Origin of the sequence: Hyphomicrobium sp. 2TAF46 (assembly GCF_052114865.1) — a bacterium.
Taxonomy (GTDB): Bacteria; Pseudomonadota; Alphaproteobacteria; order Rhizobiales; family Hyphomicrobiaceae; genus Hyphomicrobium_B.
Window position 1 is genome coordinate 185,814 of the sequence record NZ_JBFRFO010000006.1, and the last position, 17,720, is coordinate 203,533.

16 protein-coding genes are annotated in these 17,720 nt (G+C 60.8%); 13 read left to right on the forward strand and 3 right to left on the reverse strand.

Annotated features, from left to right (window positions below):
- Positions 1 to 437 precede the first annotated feature (437 nt).
- Entirely contained in the window at positions 438 to 746 is a 309-nt protein-coding gene (locus tag AB4Z24_RS14085; RefSeq protein ID WP_441709141.1) for a hypothetical protein, read from the reverse strand.
- Positions 747 to 800: 54 nt separating this feature from the next.
- On the reverse strand, positions 801 to 1,613 hold the full coding sequence (gene bcsS / locus AB4Z24_RS14090) for a cellulose biosynthesis protein BcsS (RefSeq protein WP_441709143.1): 813 nt from the start codon (positions 1,611 to 1,613) through the stop codon (positions 801 to 803).
- A 478-nt stretch (positions 1,614 to 2,091) separates the two neighbouring features.
- Here bcsS and AB4Z24_RS14095 point away from each other — a divergent pair, with 478 nt between their 5' ends.
- The gene (locus AB4Z24_RS14095) at positions 2,092 to 2,514 is read left to right on the forward strand and encodes a hypothetical protein (RefSeq protein ID WP_441709145.1); all 423 of its coding nucleotides are present in this window, start codon (positions 2,092 to 2,094) and stop codon (positions 2,512 to 2,514) included.
- Positions 2,515 to 2,592: 78 nt separating this feature from the next.
- Here the strand turns inward: AB4Z24_RS14095 and AB4Z24_RS14100 are convergent, their stop codons facing one another.
- The gene (locus AB4Z24_RS14100; protein ID WP_441709147.1) at positions 2,593 to 3,138 is read right to left on the reverse strand and encodes an invasion associated locus B family protein; all 546 of its coding nucleotides are present in this window, start codon (positions 3,136 to 3,138) and stop codon (positions 2,593 to 2,595) included.
- A 447-nt stretch (positions 3,139 to 3,585) separates the two neighbouring features.
- Here AB4Z24_RS14100 and coxB point away from each other — a divergent pair, with 447 nt between their 5' ends.
- The 12 genes from coxB to AB4Z24_RS14160 all read left to right on the forward strand — a co-directional run bounded on the left by coxB (position 3,586) and on the right by AB4Z24_RS14160 (position 17,694).
- Positions 3,586 to 4,566, forward strand: a complete 981-nt coding sequence (coxB, locus tag AB4Z24_RS14105) for a cytochrome c oxidase subunit II (RefSeq protein ID WP_441709149.1) — start codon at positions 3,586 to 3,588, stop codon at positions 4,564 to 4,566.
- A 95-nt stretch (positions 4,567 to 4,661) separates the two neighbouring features.
- The gene (ctaD, locus tag AB4Z24_RS14110) at positions 4,662 to 6,287 is read left to right on the forward strand and encodes a cytochrome c oxidase subunit I (RefSeq protein ID WP_441709151.1); all 1,626 of its coding nucleotides are present in this window, start codon (positions 4,662 to 4,664) and stop codon (positions 6,285 to 6,287) included.
- Between the two features lie 87 nt (positions 6,288 to 6,374).
- Positions 6,375 to 7,298 carry a heme o synthase gene (locus tag AB4Z24_RS14115; protein WP_441709152.1) on the forward strand — a complete coding sequence of 308 codons (924 nt, stop codon included), beginning with the start codon at positions 6,375 to 6,377 and terminating at the stop codon, positions 7,296 to 7,298.
- Between the two features lie 7 nt (positions 7,299 to 7,305).
- Positions 7,306 to 7,470, forward strand: a complete 165-nt coding sequence (locus tag AB4Z24_RS14120) for a protein CoxF (protein ID WP_441709154.1) — start codon at positions 7,306 to 7,308, stop codon at positions 7,468 to 7,470.
- 21 nt (positions 7,471 to 7,491) lie between these two features.
- A complete protein-coding gene (locus AB4Z24_RS14125) occupies positions 7,492 to 8,094 on the forward strand; it encodes a cytochrome c oxidase assembly protein (RefSeq protein ID WP_441709156.1) in 603 nt (200 codons plus the stop codon).
- 124 nt (positions 8,095 to 8,218) lie between these two features.
- Complete coding sequence (locus AB4Z24_RS14130; protein WP_441709158.1) at positions 8,219 to 9,157, forward strand: cytochrome c oxidase subunit 3; 939 nt, start codon at positions 8,219 to 8,221, stop codon at positions 9,155 to 9,157.
- A 149-nt stretch (positions 9,158 to 9,306) separates the two neighbouring features.
- A complete protein-coding gene (locus AB4Z24_RS14135; protein WP_441709160.1) occupies positions 9,307 to 9,681 on the forward strand; it encodes a DUF983 domain-containing protein in 375 nt (124 codons plus the stop codon).
- Positions 9,682 to 9,683: 2 nt separating this feature from the next.
- The gene (locus tag AB4Z24_RS14140; protein ID WP_441709162.1) at positions 9,684 to 10,478 is read left to right on the forward strand and encodes an SURF1 family protein; all 795 of its coding nucleotides are present in this window, start codon (positions 9,684 to 9,686) and stop codon (positions 10,476 to 10,478) included.
- 84 nt (positions 10,479 to 10,562) lie between these two features.
- Complete coding sequence (thrC, locus tag AB4Z24_RS14145; protein WP_441709164.1) at positions 10,563 to 11,957, forward strand: threonine synthase; 1,395 nt, start codon at positions 10,563 to 10,565, stop codon at positions 11,955 to 11,957.
- A gap of 2 nt (positions 11,958 to 11,959) precedes the next feature.
- Positions 11,960 to 13,261, forward strand: coding sequence for a M16 family metallopeptidase (locus AB4Z24_RS14150; protein ID WP_441709166.1), 1,302 nt, complete (start codon positions 11,960 to 11,962; stop codon positions 13,259 to 13,261).
- A 6-nt stretch (positions 13,262 to 13,267) separates the two neighbouring features.
- Entirely contained in the window at positions 13,268 to 13,876 is a 609-nt protein-coding gene (locus AB4Z24_RS14155; protein WP_441709168.1) for a GNAT family N-acetyltransferase, read from the forward strand.
- A 14-nt stretch (positions 13,877 to 13,890) separates the two neighbouring features.
- Entirely contained in the window at positions 13,891 to 17,694 is a 3,804-nt protein-coding gene (locus tag AB4Z24_RS14160) for an EAL domain-containing protein (protein ID WP_441709169.1), read from the forward strand.
- Positions 17,695 to 17,720: the final 26 nt, after the last annotated feature.

A 17,720-nucleotide genomic window follows, 5' to 3' on the forward strand; every position in this document is an offset into this window, starting at 1 on the left:
CAGAAATGAAGTCGAAAAAAGAGGAGCAGTAGGTCCCGCAGCCCACCGCTCCTCTCTCAACCGCCCGAGCCTGGGGCCGGGCGGATTCCATCAATCTTGCGAAATCGAGAACGCTGTCAGGGGCCGGCCAAATGGCTGCCGCGCGCGCTCGCAAGATCGATCTATGTTCTCGAAAGGGTCATTCGCCTCATATCGGGCGCGCCTCTAAGTGCTAATCCGAAACACCGCGAACAACAATGAATGCACAAGTCTTGAGTAATTCGTTCGTCGTCGAGAATGGATCCCCTCAGCAATTGATCATGCGAGCGGGACGTGTCTCATCCCTCTTCTATAGCGCACTTTCAGGAAGCCGAATTCTGAAATCGCCGAAATGTTTCCTAATTGACCAAGACGAATTACGATCCGTCGCAAGGTGAGATTGAAATGCCTCACGCCGGTCAAGGCGCGCAGGGCGTACCGGTGAAAATGCACAAACTGCCCGCCGGTCCCGTAAGGCAGCGTTCTTCGGTATTTTGCGCCCGCGACCAATTTGCGAAGTTCGGCCCGAGGCCCGGCGTGGCGCGTACCTTCGCGCGCCAATTCGCTCTCGCCTTCGTTTTTGCGAGCCAGACGTAGCGAGCTTCTTCGCCGCGCGCGACAACCGGCGACGAGGCGCAGGTATCGGCGAGCACGCGCATTGGAATGGGAGCGAGGAAGAGCAATGCGAGCGCGAGAGCCGAAGCCTCCAGAAGAAGTGCCGTCCTCATCATTTTTCCCCCGAAGCCCCGCCGCCGGCAGAAGATCAAGTATCGCGAACGATACTAATATTGAAAGAGCACGTTGACGTTTCCGTAAGCCGAGGGGGCCGCCGTCGACCAATCGTCGACCCGCCATAGTCCGCCACCCGCCAGCGATATCTCGCCGCCACTCCATTCGTAACGTGTGAAAAGACCGGCCCGTCCATTCCAGGCGTTGTTCCCGGTTTCGATATTCTTGTCATAGCGAAGTTCTGGACCAATCGATAGCGCCGGCAGTAGGCGCCAGCCCGAACGCCACCGGGCAGCGGATTCATTCCGCGCCGTCGAATAGCTGAGGTCGAGCGACGACCAGGAATCCGAGTCGAGCGTGAGCCACAATTCCAAAGCGCCCTTGACGCCGAATTCGGTGCCATCATCGTCATTGTTCGGATCGCGTTTGAGATGGTGCTGGGACGACATCGACGCCCCGGCGAACGCCTTCGCGGTTAATTGGCCGAGCTGAAGATAATATCCGAGAAGAACCTCGGCGTAGGAATGCGCGACCTCGAAGCGTTGCGCGGTCCGCCCCTCTTCGCCGCAGATGTCGTTCTGTACGGCAACCCCGCAATTTGTATGTGAAGGCGCGCTGTCGTAGCTGTAGCGGCCATATCCGCCCCCAACGCGAAGTCGCCAGCCGTCACTGTAGATATCCGCGCTCCGAAGCGCGAAGGTCATTCCGGAATAGGCGAGCCACTGATCATTCGCGGCGTCGACGCCGCTGAAGACTTCGCGCCAGCCATATTTTTCCTGAACCCAATCGGTTGGGTGATCACTCGTCTGCGCTGACGCCGATCCGGACAGAAACACCGCCGCAACCGCGATGACCGGTCCGGCCACAGCAGAGAGCTGGCCCCACCCCCGGCACTCCCCAAAACGCAACATGGAACGCAGACGCGCTTATAAACATGTGTATTAACCAAGCTGAACATAACGCTGTATGAAGTGAAGGGCGTCAAGAAGAACGCAAGATGAACTAAGCAAAGTTCTTAAGCTCAATCAGAAATAAGCGAAATTTACGTTTGTATAACTATGGTTGCGTAGAGTTAGATTTTCAGTCTACGGACATTTTTCAACTCGATTGCATTTGATCTGAGTCATGGAACTGAAGTGAAGGCAGCGTACATTCCTAACCGGATCGCAGGGATTGCGTTTGCGCTCTTGAATGGATTGCCGGAGCACGCATCTGTGAACTGCGGCCCGCGGGCTGCCGTGATACTGACCCACAATTAGCCCAGGTCAGAGTTACTGGCGCAGAAGCATTAAAAAACTGGCCGTCGAAGGCCACAGCATATTTTGTGTCTGGGAGGACGTAGCAATGGCATATGAAGAGGGCGCGCGTAGCACGAATACTTCATTTTACTACCAATTCTACCAGCAGGCCTTTGAAATGGTCGACACTACGTCGATGTTCTGGCAGCCTTTTCTGAAAGCTGCTGGCCGGGCGCAGCTCGAAGTCGCGAGTCTACAAGCACGCCAGGCCCGGGCATTCGTGCATTGGGCGCATCGAATGATGCAGCCGGCGACACCGGCCGATGTCTACACTGCGCATGCCGACTTCTGGGCGACGATCGCGGGTCAATATATAGAAACCGTTCCGCGCGTCGCGGCAGCCGTGGAGAAGGCAGCCGAGGCTGTCACGCCGACCGTGCTGCCGCTGCCGCCCAAACAGAAGAGGGACGGCTTGATCCTGCTGGATCGGCAGAGTTCCGGTGAACTGGCCGAGCGCAGGGTCGCCTGACTTCTGAGTCGCCGGACGACTGAATGGGTCGATGGGTTCGTTTCGCTCAGGCCGATTGGTTTAGCCAGTCGGCCTTCGTCATTTCAGTTCGCCCAAGGCGTCGCCAAAGCCTTTGAGCGAAATCGGAATGCCGATCCCCGCTTCTTCGGTCTGGAAGATGATGAAGATGGCGGTCTTGCCCGTCTTCAACTGCTGGATGAGCGGATCCTCGACGACGACCTGCGCGTAGCAGGCAAAGCTGTGGCACCGCAAGAACGGTGCATGGCCGACATCCTTGTCGTCAATCTTGAGGCCCAAACCGGGCGGCAGCAGCACGCCGAGCGGCGCGAACACCCTGAGTACGCGCGTGCCGTTCGAAAATTTCTGGAAATAGACCGTAAGTCCGATGTTGTTCTTGTCCTCGGCCGTCACGCTTTGGACGAGAGCGCATACCGGGTTCTTCGAACCTGCCGGTGGGTCCTTACAGACGACCTGCCAGTCTCCGTGCTGCGACTTGACCGTTCCTTCGGGCGCATCGACGGCAAACGCATTGCCGGGTAACGCCAGCATTGCCGTCAGTTGTGCAAATGCGAGAAGCGCAGCCAGCGGACCCGCGGCCCGCCTCCTATTCGGGATGGCGATCATTTTCCACAAATGTATGAGCGGACGGCATCGGCTCCAGAAGCCCGTTTTTTCCGGTGACAAAAGATGGTCCTTGCTTTCGCGAGCCGAGCCCAATGGTCAAGCGGCGTAGGAAGAGCGCGCTTCGTCGTCCAGGATTCTGGCCGAATTTCGTCGCCCAAGGTGCCGTTGCCCCGTGCTGAGGAGGATTGATTCGCTGTTTAGGTATAGTGGTTTCGCGAAGAAATGACGCAGAAAGCTTGACTTGAGCGGCATGAACGGATTGTGCTCTTTATCAACTCGCCTTAACAAATCGATGAGGCATACGTCCGCAGCGACGGCGGGCCATCCCAGCGTGAAAGCTGGGCAACAAATAATCGGGTATGACACGCCGGCCCGGGGTGTCAGGAAAATGTATCTGGGAGGCTGTCGGTTCAGGGGGATCTGAGCCGACGTATTGGGAGCGAAGGAATGTCGAATAGGATGTTTGGCGCGGTTGCCATTATGGCGGCCGCGTGTTTGGCGATTGCCCTCGGGGGGCTGTCACCTGCCATGGCCGGTCTCGGGCAGCCGACGAATGGCGAGCTGGGTCTGCAGCTCCCTGCAACTCCGATCATGGGTCAGATCTTCGACCTCTTTCACGTCGTAAATACGATCATCACTGTGATCGTATTGTTCGTTCTCGTTCTGATGGTCTACGTGATGTACCGCTTCAACGAGAAGCGGAACCCTACCCCGTCCAGAACCTCGCACAACACGATGCTTGAGGTCGCCTGGACCATCCTCCCGATCCTCATTCTCGTCGGCATTTCGATCCCCTCGTTCCACCTCCTCTTCAATCAATATAACTTTCCGAAGCCCGATCTGACGATCAAGGCAACCGGCAATGCTTGGTTCTGGGAGCATGAATACGTTGACGACAAGGTGACGATCACCTCGAACATCGTCAACGACGAGGATATTCTCCGGGCGAAAATAGGCGACGAGGCTTACGACAAGCAGTTCGGTTCGCTTCAGGGCGCCCAGCTTCACAGTGCGCTTTATAACGCTTCAATTCCGCTCTGGAACGAAGAGAAGAAGCTTCGCCGTTTGACGGTCGATCAGGAGATCGCCGTTCCCGTGAACAAGGTCGTCGACGTCCTGGTGACGTCCAACGACGTCATCCATTCGTGGACGATCCCCTCCTTCGGCGTGAAGATGCAGGCCGTTCCGGGTCGCGTTGCGGCGACATGGTTCAAAGCCACGAAGGTCGGTTCCTATCACGGCCAGTGTGCGGTGCTGTGCGGTAAGCTGCACTCTGCCATGCCGATCACCGTCCGCGTCGTCGATCAACCGGTCTATGATGCGTGGATTGCGGCCGTGAAGGCCAAGGACAAGAAAAAAGCGCAGCAGATCCTCGATGAGGATACTGCGAGCAAGGTCGATTTTCAGTCGGTGGCTGAAGCGCATTAAGGGCAGTGAATGATGGCCGGGCAACCGCTCGGCCAATCTGACGCTCAACAAAAAAAGAAGTTCAGACAAAACTTCCGGGACAAGGGCTCTACGAAATGGGAAGCACTGCATACGCAACGGGCGACGGGCACGATCACGCCCCGCCATTTTTCAAACGGTGGTTCTTTTCGACGAACCATAAGGACATCGGCACCCTTTATCTGCTGTTCGCGATCTTCGCGGGCTGCATCGGCGTGTTCCTGTCGCTGCTGATGCGCATGGAACTGCAGGAGCCGGGTCTGCAGTACTTCGCCAACGAAGGCATCTATAACGTCTTCGTCACGGGCCACGGCCTGATCATGGTCTTCTTCATGGTCATGCCCGCCATGATCGGCGGCTTCGGCAACTGGTTTGTGCCGTTGATGATCGGTGCGCCGGATATGGCGTTCCCGCGCATGAACAACATCTCGTTCTGGCTGCTGCCGGCAGCGTTCACGCTGTTGCTCATCTCGTTGTTCGTGCCTGGCACGGCTGACGCTGATGGCGTTGGCACGGGCTGGATTGTCGTTGCGCCGCTCTCCGGACGAATTGGACATCCGGGTCCCGCGGTCGATTTCGCAATCTTGTCACTGCATCTTGCCGGCGCCTCGTCGATCCTCGGCGCCATCAACTTCATCACGACGATCTTCAACATGCGCGCTCCGGGCATGACGCTACATAAAATGCCGCTCTTCGCCTGGTCGGTTCTCGTGACTGCGTTCCTGCTGCTTCTGTCGCTGCCCGTTTTGGCCGGCGCCATCACGATGCTGCTGACGGACCGCAACTTCGGAACCACATTCTATGATCCCGCCGGTGGCGGCGATCCGCTGCTCTACGCGCATCTCTTCTGGTTCTTCGGTCACCCCGAAGTTTACATTCTCATTCTGCCGGGCTTCGGCATGATCAGCCACATCGTGTCCACGTTCTCGCGGAAGCCGATCTTCGGTTACCTCGGCATGGCCTACGCAATGGTGGCGATCGGACTCGTCGGCTTCATCGTCTGGGCTCACCACATGTATACGGCGGGCCTGAGCGTCGACACGCAGGCCTACTTCATGTTCGCGACGATGGTCATCGCTGTGCCGACCGGCATCAAGGTGTTCTCCTGGATCGCGACGATGTGGGGTGGCTCGCTTCAGTTCCGCGTGCCCATGCTCTGGGCGCTGGGATTCATCTTCCTCTTCACGGTCGGTGGCGTGACGGGCGTGATGTGCGCAAACGCAGGCATCGATCGTTCGCTTCACAACACCTATTACGTCGTGGCGCACTTCCACTACGTGCTGTCACTTGGCGCCGTCTTCTCGATCTTCGCGGGCTGGTACTACTGGTTCCCGAAAATGTCGGGCTACATGTACAATGAGACACTCGGCAAGATTCACTTCTGGCTGACGTTCATTGGCGCCAACGTGCTGTTCTTCCCGCAGCACTTCCTTGGACTGGCCGGCATGCAGCGCCACTACGCTGACTATCCGGAAGCGTTCACCTACTGGAACCGGGTGTCGTCAGTCGGCTCGTACATCACGACGGCGGGCTTGGTCGTCTTCCTGTTCGCGATGTTCTACGCCTACTTCATCCGCAAGGAGAAGGCGGCGGGCAACCCGTGGGGTGTCGGAGCGACGACGCTGGAATGGACGCTGCCGTCACCGCCAGCCTTCCACTCCTACGAAACTCTGCCGCGGATCGCTGCGACGGACCATCACTGATGAAAGTTGAGTGAGCGACGGGGCGATGCATTCGCCCCGTCGCCATTCCGATTTGCTGAAACTGAATTTTTTGACGGCGCTTGCGAGATGAGCATTCAAAGTGAAGTTGGCCAAGCCGACCTGACGCTGGAGCCCAGCGTTGGCGATTTCATCCAGCTGATGAAACCGCGGGTAATGACGCTTGTCGTCTTCACGGCGCTTGCTGCGATGCTTGTGGCGCCCGGTTCGATCAATCCAATTCTTGGCTTCATCGCGATCGTCTCCATCGCGATCGGAGCGGGCGCCTCGGGCGCCCTCAATATGTGGTATGACGCCGACATCGATGCGCGCATGGCCCGCACGGCCGCCCGTCCCTTGCCGCGTGGCCGCGTCACCGGCGATGAAGCGCTGAGCTTCGGCGGTGTCCTGAGCGTCGGCTCGGTTCTGACGCTCGGCGTGTTGGTCAACTGGACCGCCGGTGCGCTGCTGGCCATTACGATCGGCTTCTATCTGTTCGTCTACACGATGTGGCTGAAGCGGCGGACGCCCTACAACATCGTTATTGGCGGCGCGGCAGGCGCGTTCCCGCCGATGGTCGGCTGGGCCGCCGTCACGGGCAGCATCAGCCTCGATAGCATCTTGCTGTTCCTCATCATCTTCATGTGGACGCCCCCGCACTTCTGGGCGCTGGCTCTTTACCGTTGTCGCGATTACGAGCGCGTCGGCGTGCCGATGCTGCCGGTCGTTGCCGGTCTCCCGGAGACGCGGAAGCAGATCCTGCTTTACTCGATCATTCTCGTGCCGCTGGCCGTTGTGCCGTACTTTACCGGGCTTGGGGGGATTGCTTACCTCGTCTCGTCGGTCGTCCTTGGCGCGGTCTTCCTGGGGCTAGCGGTTCGCGTTTACTTCACGACCGAAGGCCGCGAAGCCGATACCGCAGCGCGCCAGCTTTTCTGGTTTTCGATCCTATATTTGTACGTGCTGTTTGCCGTTCTTTTCAGTGAAGCGATATTCCATCGTTTTTTTGCGTGAGGCTGTTTTGACCAACGATCCCAAATTTCCCCAACGTCTCGATCCGGCTGCGGAGAAAATCCGCCGGCGCCGTTCGATCGCGATCGCATTGACGCTCGGCTTTATGGTTTTGGCCTTCTACGTCGCAACCTTTGTCCACCTCGGCGGCAACGTCGCCAAAGGAATGATGTAGGGCATGAAGAGAGGCCAGACCGTGCAGCAGGATGACGCCGCCGCCGCCAAGACCGCCCGCCAAAACCGGCGGGTTGTGCTCGGCTGCCTTGCCGCCCTCGCGGTTATGGGCGGGGTAACCGCTGCATCGCCGACGCTCTACACCATGTTCTGCAAGGCCACCGGCTATGGCGGCACCACGCAGCGCGCGGACAGCAACACCGCAAAGGTGCTCGACCGTACGCTAACGGTACGCTTCGATTCCAACGTTGCTCCTGGCCTTCCATGGACCTTCGAGCCCGACGTCACGAAGATGGACGTCAAGATCGGCGAGACCGCGCTGGCCTTCTTCCGCGCAACGAACAATTCCGACAAGCCGGTGAAGGGTCAGGCGATATTCAACGTCGCGCCCGAAGCGTTCGGCTCCTACTTCAACAAGATCGAATGCTTCTGCTTCAAGGAGCAGACGCTGCAGCCGCACCAGACTGTTGAAATGCCGGTGACGTTCTTCCTCGACCCGAAGCTGGTCGAAGACAGCTCCACCGCATTACAGCCCGAGGTGACGCTGTCGTATTCCTTCTTCCCGGCTGAGCCCAAGGCGGCGGCAGCCGACGTTGCGCCCGCGCAGCCGAAGAAGGGGGGCTGAAACGAATGCAGACTGACGAAAACAAGAAAGAAGATCTGCGAACGAGACGGGACGCTGAAACCGCCTCGTCAATATTTCTATCCAAGCAAGAACGGGCCAGAGCCTGAAGGGGACGGAGACGGAAATGGCTGATACCCACGCAAAGCATCATGATTATCATCTCGTAAACCCGAGCCCTTGGCCGGTTCTGGCCTCCGTGTCGGCGCTCATCATGGCGGTCGGCGCTATCGCGTGGATGCGCACGCATGTCGATGGCGAGGGTGTCCTCGGCGTCAAGGGACCGTGGCTCTTTGCGATCGGCGGCGCCGCGGTTCTCGCCTCCGCATGGGCATGGTGGGTCGACGTCATTCGCGAAGCCAACCAGGGCTTCCAGACGCCGGTCGTTCAGCTGCACCTGCGCTACGGCATGATCCTGTTCATCGCCTCGGAAGTGATGTTCTTCGTCGCCTGGTTCTGGGCCTATTTCGACAGCGCGCTCTTTCCGGCCGGCGTGCACGAACTCATGAACAATCCTGGCCATCTCGTCGGCCTTGTTGCACGTGACGAGCTTTATGGTGGCCACTGGCCGCCGGCAGCCGTCGATCCGACGGCTGCGACCGTCCCGGGCTTTTTCAAGCACACGTTCAACCCCTGGGGCCTGCCGCTCGTCAATACGCTCATTCTGTTGACTTCGGGCTGCACGGTTACGTGGGCGCACCACGCGCTTCTGAAAAACGATCGCCGTGGACTGGTTATCGGCCTGATCCTGACGGTTCTCCTCGGAATGACCTTCACGGTTTGCCAGGCCATCGAATACGGCCATGCTGCCTTCAGCTTCCCTGGCCATAGCTACGGTTCGACGTTCTTCATGGCGACGGGCTTCCACGGCGCGCACGTGATCATCGGCACGATCTTCCTGTTCGTCTGCTTGATCCGGTCGCTGCGCGGAGCGTTTACGCCGCAGCAGCATTTCGGCTTCGAGGCGGCTGCCTGGTATTGGCACTTCGTCGACGTCGTCTGGCTGTTCCTGTTCGCCTGCATCTACGTGTGGGGCGCAGGCGCGATCACGGCGGGAGCCGAATAAGGCGCTCCAGTTGAAACCAACGGAACTTTGCAGGAGGCGGCCGAAAAGCCGCCTCTTGTGTTTGAGGCGCGGCACTATTCAGAGTTGCGCCGCGCGTCCCGCCGGGCCACGGTCGGCGGCAGGTTGAGCTCTCAAAAATCGAGATTGCTGTGGTCCATGCCGCTAGACCCATTTCGCCGCTCGCAACCGCGCTGACTTGCCGGTGCCCGCAGTGCGGCGAGGGCAAACTCTTCGTCAATTTCCTGAACCTGCGTGATCGCTGCGGCGGTTGCGGACTGGATTACAAGTTCGTCGACACGGGCGATGGTCCGGCCGTGTTCGCGATCTTCATCCTCGGATTTCTTTGTGTCGGAGGCGCGCTCATCGCCGAATTCAAGTTCGGCGTGCCATGGTGGATGCACGTGCTGCTCTGGGGTATCCTTACCCCGCTCATCGCGGTTTTTCTGCTACGCTTCCTCAAGGCGGGATTGATCGCGCTGCAATTCAAAAACAAGGCCGAGGAAGGCCGTCTCGCCAAGGAGTGACTATGTTCGCGCGCTGGCGCGCCGCAGGTCTGATCGTCCCTACCATTCTGACGTTGATCATGCTGCCGATCCTTATGGGGCTTGGCAACTGGCAATGGCATCGGATGGCATGGAAAGAGTCGCTGATCTCCAAGATCGACGAGAGGCGAACAGCGGAGCCGGTTTCGTATCCGGCGGTGCTGGCGGGATACGTCCGGTCCGGCGATGTCGAATACAGGCATACGCGCGTCACCGGCACATTCGATTATGGCCGCGAGCGCCATGTCTACGCGCCGACCACCGCCTCGCAGGGCTGGCATGTTTACACGCTTCTCATTCCGGAAGGCGGCCTGCCGCCCATTTTCGTCAATCGCGGGTGGATCCCCGACGAGTTGAAGGACCCGTCGAAGCGTGCCGAAGGCCAAGTGGCGGGTCCTGTGACGATCACCGGACTGGTGCGTCTTGGCCATCCCAAGCCCTGGTTTGCTCCCGATAATGACTACACGGGAAACCGTTGGTACTGGCCCGACCTCGACGCGATGCAGTGGGGGCCGCAAGGCCCGCCGACGCCCCTCCAGTTCAATGCCGAAAAGAGCCAAGCTTACGCGCCGTTTTCGCTCGACGCCGACGCTTTGCCTGAAAATCCAGGCGGCTGGCCAAAGGGCGGCACGACGGAAATCAACATCCCGAACAACCATCTCCAGTACGTCGTTACATGGTATGGGCTGGCCGCGACGCTCATCGTCGTTTTCGCAATCTTTGCTCGGCAACGACTTGAGAGCGTCAACGGCAAAAAGCTACAACCAAAGGAAGAATGATTCGAACCGGCCTGACCGGGCTCGGTTGTTCGCAGGTGCCGGTCCAATTAGGCTCGCCGGCAGGATTAGGCAAAGAGAGCAGATTTGAAATACATCTCAACGCGCGGGGAAGTCGAAAAGCTTGGTTTCGAGGACATTCTTCTCGCCGGTCTCGCGCGAGACGGCGGCCTCTACGTCCCCGAACACTGGCCGGTGCTCGCGCCTGCAACCATCGCCTCGTTCCCCGAGAAGTCGTTCGCGGAAATCGCCGTCGATGTCATCAGCCCGTTCACCGGCGATGACATCACGCGCGCAGAGCTCGGCCGCATGGCCGGGGAAGCCTACGCGACGTTCAACAGCGTCGAGGTCACCCCGCTCCACGCCTTGAAGCCGGGACTGACGATCCTCGAACTCTTTCATGGGCCGACGCTCGCGTTCAAGGACGTCGCGATGCAGTTGCTAGCGCGGTTGATGGATCACGTGCTCGCCAAGCGCGGAGCGCGGGCAACGATTGTCGGCGCGACCTCCGGCGACACCGGCGGCGCCGCCATCGAGGCGTTCAGGTCATCGAAGCGCGTCGACGTCGTCATTCTCTTTCCCGAGGGCCGCGTTTCCGACGTGCAGCGGCGCATGATGACGACGCCGAAGGAAAAGAACGTCCACGCCATCGCCGTCAACGGCACGTTCGACGACTGCCAGGCGCTCGTCAAAGGCATGTTCAACGACCACGCCTTCCGCGACCGGGTCGAACTGTCGGGCGTCAACTCGATCAATTGGGCCCGCATCGTCGCGCAAGTCACCTATTACTTCTACGCCGCGTCGCGCCTGACGGGCGTGAGGGGCCCTCTGACCTTCTCGGTGCCGACCGGGAATTTCGGCGATATTTTTGCTGGCTACGTCGCCAAGCGGATGGGACTGCCCGTCGACAAGCTGATCATCGCGTCGAACGAAAACGATATCCTCCCGCGTGCCGTCGAAACCGGCGTCTACGCGATGCGAGGCGTCGTCCCGACGACGTCCCCGTCGATGGATATCCAGGTCTCTTCGAACTTCGAACGCTATCTGTTTGAGGCGTCGGGCCGCGACGCTGCCCTCGTTCGGAGCCTGATGAATTCGCTCACCGCCAATGGCCGCTTCGAACTCGGCAGCCTGTGGCCCGCGCTGAAAGCCGACTTCGCCGCCGTCTCGGCCTCCGAAGCCGACGTTGCGCACTGCATTCGCACGACCGCCACCGAAACCGGATATGTAGTCGACCCGCATACCGCCTGCGCTCTCGTTGCGGCCGAACGGGTGCCTCACGGCGAAACCGTCGTTTTGTCGACGGCGCACCCAGCCAAATTTCCGGACGCCATTGAAGCGATCACGGGCAAAAACCCGGCGTTGCCGCGAGGATTTGAACACCTGATGATCGACGCCGAACGGTTCGAGGTCCTGCCGAACGATTTGCGGGCGATCCAAGACTTCGTCCTGCACCACAGCCGCGTCGCATCGGGGGTGTAGCGATGGCGACCGAACTCACCACGCTTCCGAGTGGCCTTCGCATCGTCACCCACCGGATGCCGTCTCTCGAGACTGTCTCGCTCGGTGTCTGGGTCGCCGTTGGTGCGCGCCACGAACGCGAGGATCAGCACGGCCTCGCCCATTTTCTCGAGCACATGGCGTTCAAGGGCACGAAAACGCGCTCCGCCCGCCAGATTGCCGACGAGATCGAAAGCGTGGGCGGCGACCTCAACGCGTCGACCGGGCTCGATACGACCGCCTATTTCGCCCGCGTTCTGAAGGGCGACGAGCCGGTCGCGCTAGAGCTCATCGCCGATATTCTGCTGAATTCGAAATTCGCAGCCGACGACCTCGACCGCGAACGCGTCGTCATCCAGCAGGAAATTGCTGCGTCTGACGATAACCCCGACGACATGGCTTTCGACCTGATGCAGGGCGTCGCGTTTCCGGGCCAATCGATCGGCCGGCCGATCCTCGGTACGAAGGCGAGCGTCGGCCGATTTACCGCGACCGATCTGAGATCATATCTCGATGAGCACTATATCCCTGACTCGATTGTGGTTTCCGCTGCCGGCGCAGTCCAGCACAAAGACATCGTTCGCCACGTTGAGGCCCTATTCGGCGGGCTCACTCAGAGGACACGGGGACTCGACAGAGCTGCGCAATATCGGGGCGGCTTTGCGGCGTCGAGCAAGCCCTTCGAGCAGAGTCACGTTCTGATTGGTTTGCCGTCGCCCTCGTATCTGGACCCGGCTTTCTACACGGCGCAGGTGTTCTCGGGATTGTTCGGCGGTGGAATGTCGTCACGGTTGTTTCAGGAGATCAGAGAGGATCGGGGCCTTTGCTACTCGATCGACTCTTCGATTTGGGGACTGAGGGATACCGGAATGCTGTCCGTGCATGCAGCGACTGGACCTGAGATGGTCGGCGAACTCGCCGACGTCGTGGTCCAGCAACTTGAAGAGATCGCGGAAACCGGTCCGACAGACGCCGAGTTACTGCGTTCGAAGGCGCAGCTCAAGGCCGGCCTGCTGATGGCGCTCGAGAGTTCCGCCGTCAATGCCGAACAAATGGCGCGGCAGCTGCTTGCCCAGGGACGTCTCATTCCCGTCGCGGAACTGATCCAGGAAGTCGACGCCGTCGATCGCGATCGCATCAAGGCGTTCGCACAAACCCTGACCGAAGAGGCTCCCTCCGTCGCGGTCATCGGCTCAGGCCGGAAATCCAATGGCCAGGCCTCGCGTATTGCGGGAAGGTTCACGCCGCGCGGCACGCGGATGCCCGCCGCCGAAGGAACGAGGTGAGACAGAGTGGCTTTTCTTCGGTCCATCCGTCCCGATGAAGATTTCGAGACCGTCCAGGGCTCGACGCTGACGCTACGCCAGCCCGTCGCCGCGGATTACTCTGAATGGGCGGAACTTAGGGCCGCCAGTCGCGCCCATCTCACCCCCTGGGAGCCGACTTGGGCGCAGGATGATCTTTCTCGCACCATGTTCCGCCGCCGCCTGCGCGCCTACGCCAAGGACGTTCACAACGACGTCTCGTACCCGTATTTCATCTTCGAAAATGCGACCGGCGCTTTGATTGGCGGCATAACGCTCTCGAACGTCCGGCGCGGATCCGCGCAGACGGCGTCGCTCGGTTACTGGATGGGTGCGAAGTACGCGGGCCGTGGCCACATGCGCGCGGCAGTCGGCATGATCCTGCCGATGGCCTTCAATGCGCTGCGGCTGCATCGCATCGAGGCCGCTATCATGCTGTCCAACTTCGCGTCGATGCGCGTTCTCGAATTCACCGGTTTTCAGCGTGAGGGGCTTGCCAACTCCTACCTCAAGATCAACGGTCGTTGGGAAGATCATTTGCTTTATGCTCGGCTCGCCGACGGGCCGGCTCCCGGTGGATCGGAGCGGGGGCGCTGATGGGAGCAGGGGGGATGAACCGGGGGAGATACGCCAGAGCCTGGCTTTCCGCGCTGGGCACGCTGGCGCTGTGCCTCGTGGCGCTTTCCGGACGAGCCGAAGCCCTGACGCCGATCCCTGTGCAAGGCGATCAGGATCGCCTCGAGATCACCACGCTCGGTGAAGCCTACGAAGGCCGCGGCGATAGTCTTCAGGTCGAGACCGCCGCTGGCGCCGATGGCGTCTCCGGCCGCATGACGGTCCGGGCCTCTGTGCCGGGCACCAGTCCGAATTGGATGGTGTTCGCGCTGACCAACAAGACCGATAAATCTCTCGAACGGTTGCTGACCGCCGACCGCTACACGATCGTTGGTTCGGGTACCGTTTGGCCCGATCTCGATGCGCGCCGCATCGAAAGCGTTACGCCCTCGGTCGGCTTCGTCCCTGAGCGCATCAAGAGCGACAAGGCCGACGTCTTCCGCATCACGTTGGAACCAGGCCAGACCATTACCTACGTCGCCGAGCTCGCCGGCGAGCGCTACGCGCGCATGTATCTCTGGCAGCCGATCGATTACGAAATCAAAAGCCGCGACCGTCAGCTCTTCAACGGCGCGATGCTGGGCCTGACCGGCCTGCTCGCAATCTTCCTGACGGCGATTTTCGCGGCCAATCACAAATTGATTTTCCCGGCTGCCGCGCTCGTCGCCTGGACGGTGCTCACCTATCTCTGCGTCGACTTTGGTTTCTTCCACAAGCTGTTCAACCTGCGGCCTGAGGATAACGCCGTTTATCGCGCCGCGGGCGAAGCCGCGATGGCGTCGAGTTTCATCATCTTCCTCACGACGTTCCTACGCCTCGCGCTATGGCACGGCCTCGTCCGGATGATGATCGGTGTCTGGATGGTGGCGCAGCTGACGCTCATCGCCGTCGCTGTCATTGATCCTCGTCTTGCCGCGACGTTCGCGCGGCTCTCGTTCCTGGCGATCGGTGGTGTGGGCGGCCTGTTCACTGTTTTCCTGGCGATGAAAGGCCAGGACCGCGCGCTCTCGCTCGTGCCGACGTGGCTGCTTTTCCTCGTCTGGATCTTCGCGACGGGAATGACGCTGAGCGGCCGTATGTCGGGCGACGTCGTCGTCGCAAGCCTTGTTGCAGGCCTTGTCCTCGTCGTCATCCTTATGGGCTTCACCGTTACGCAGTTCGCGTTCCGCTCAGCTGATACCTCGTATGCCGGCGCGCCGTCGGAACTGCAGGCGCGATCGCTGGCCCTTGCCGCATCCGGATCGACCGTCTGGGAATGGAACATCCGCCGTGACGAAATCAAGGTCGGTCCCGAAGTCGAAGTCGCACTGTCGTTGATGCCCGGCGAGCTATCGGCCAAGGTCGAGGAGTTCCTGAAGCACGTCCACCCGACCGACAAGGAACGCTTCCGCGTCACGCTGATGTCGGCTCAGGAACGCTCGGGCATCAGGATCAAGAGCGATTTCCGTTTGCGCCACGCCGACAACAGCTGGCGATGGTTCGAGCTTGAGGCGGCCAGTGTGCCGAACTCCGACGGCCGGACGTTGCGGTGTGTCGGCCTGCTGCGTGACGTTTCCGATACCAAGCGCGCGCATGAGCGGCTGTTGCACGACGCCGTCCATTGCAGCCTGACCGGCCTTCCGAACCGTGAGCTGTTTCTCGATCGCCTGAAGGCGGTCATGGTTCGCGCCAAGACTGACAACACCGTAAAACCCGCGGTGATCTACATCGATCTCGACAAATTCAAGAGTGCGAACGCGTCCTTGGGGCTCGTGCGCGGCGACAGCCTGCTGTTGACCGTTGCGCGCCGTTTGCAACGTCATCTCGGCCCGCAAGATACGGTTGCACGCGTCGGCGGCGATCAGTTCGCTCTGTTGTTCACGGGCGAGCGCGAAGCCCGCAATCTTCCCGCGCTTGCCGAACGTGTGCGCCGCTCGCTCCGCGCGCCGATACCACTCGCGAACCAGGAAGTCGTGCTGACGGGATCGATGGGCATTGCCCTTTGGGACGGAACGCAGGGCGCCGACGGCGATCTTCTGAAGGACGCTCAGCTCGCGATGTACCGCGCGAAGCAGGCTGGCTCAGATCGAATTGAGGTCTTCGAGCCCGGAATGCGCCGCGACCGTCTTCTCGACAATGAGGTCGAAGGCGATCTCGCGCGGGCCATCGAAAAGGGTCAGCTTCGGGTCCTCTACCAGCCGATCGTCTATCTCCCGACGAAGGAGCTGGCTGGCTTCGAAGCGCAACTCCGCTGGGAGCATCCAAAGCTCGGACTCGTAAATCCGCTCGCAGTGGTCGCAGACAGCGAAGATACCGAGCTTCTGATCAAGCTCACGTCGCATCTTCTGCTGCGCGCAGCGAAGGACGTCGCGCGCTGGGTATTGGAGCTGCCGCGTTCCGAGCGGCCGCTATTCGTGACCGTGAATGTCTCCGGTCGCCAACTCTTCCGGCCCGAGTCGGTGCAGGAAATCCGTCACGTTCTCGGCCGCAACATCGCTCCCGTCGGAACGATGCGCCTGGAGATTTCCGAAAGCCTGCTCATGGATAATCCCGAGCAGGCCGTCGAGGTGCTGAAGATGTTGAGCGGTTCTGGCGTCGAGCTGACGCTGGACGATTTCGGCACCGGCTTTTCCTCGCTCGCATATCTGCACCGCTTTCCGTTCGACACGATCAAGGTCTCTGGCGAGCTTATCCGAGGTGGCAGCACGGGCGAGGGCGCTGCGATCGTCCGGTCTATGGTCGCGTTGGCGCACGAGCTCTCGAAGACGATTGCCTCCGAAGGCGTCGAGCGCGCCGACGAAGCGGCATTCTTGCGTTCGATCGGCTGCGAATACGCGCAAGGCTATCATTTCGGCGAGCCGATCCCGGACCGTGCCGTCTCGCAGCTTTTGAAAATGGTTCGCCGCTCCGAGCGGAAGATGCAGCCGCGCGGGTTCTTCCGGCCGAAGACGAAAAGCCCGGCCAAGGAGATTGCGCAGAAGCCCGCACGCGCAATCGCGCCTCCGCCAAAGGCGGCATCGCCCGACGAAAAGACGGCGCCTCCGGCCAAGCTTGCCGCACAATCAAAGCAGGCGGCGCTGCCGTCGGGATCCATCGTGCGCCAACGCCAGAAAGCGGCGACCGCACCCGCCAGCGCCAAGCCGCAAGCGAACGGTGCAGCGGCCCTCGCTGCGCCCCCGAACGGCGCGTCCATGAACGGCCTGCCGATGAACGGGGCCCTCAATGGGGCGCATAATGGTGCGGCAGCCCCACTTACGATTTCCGCTCCATTCCCGCCACCGATGCAGCCCCAGGGGCAGCCGCAGCAATCGCCGCAGCGGCCGCCATCCAAGCCGCGCCAGCTAGCCGCTGCGAAGGGACCTGAGGCAGCTCCGCTGGCCCATCTCGCGATACCCCCCGCGAACCTGCAGAACGGAAGCCCGCTTCCTCCGATCATGCAGCCGAAGGATCGGCCATCCGAGGCAGCACAGCCGAACATCGTCTCGCCGCTAGCAGAAGCTTTGGCCCGCGCTAGCGCCACGCCACCGCCCGCTCCGTCGGTCGCGCCCTCGATCGTACCGGCTTCGTTGAGAAGCGACGGCCCGACGGGAGCGCCGCCTCCGCCTGGGGCGCCGCCGCCCCTGCCTGTCAACGGCGCCGGTTTTCCGTCGCAGCCCTCAACCGAGCCGGATTTTTCGACGCTCCCGCCCTCGATCGCCGCAAGTCTCGCGCGACTGGCCGGAACGCCGCTTCCGACGGGAAGGACGAGCGGCGGCCCCGCGACGCCCGGCGCGACGGGCGACGAGACGAAAGCCCCGAAGGTCAGCTCGGGCAGCGCTTGAGAGAGAGAAGGAAAGAAAGGCCGGGC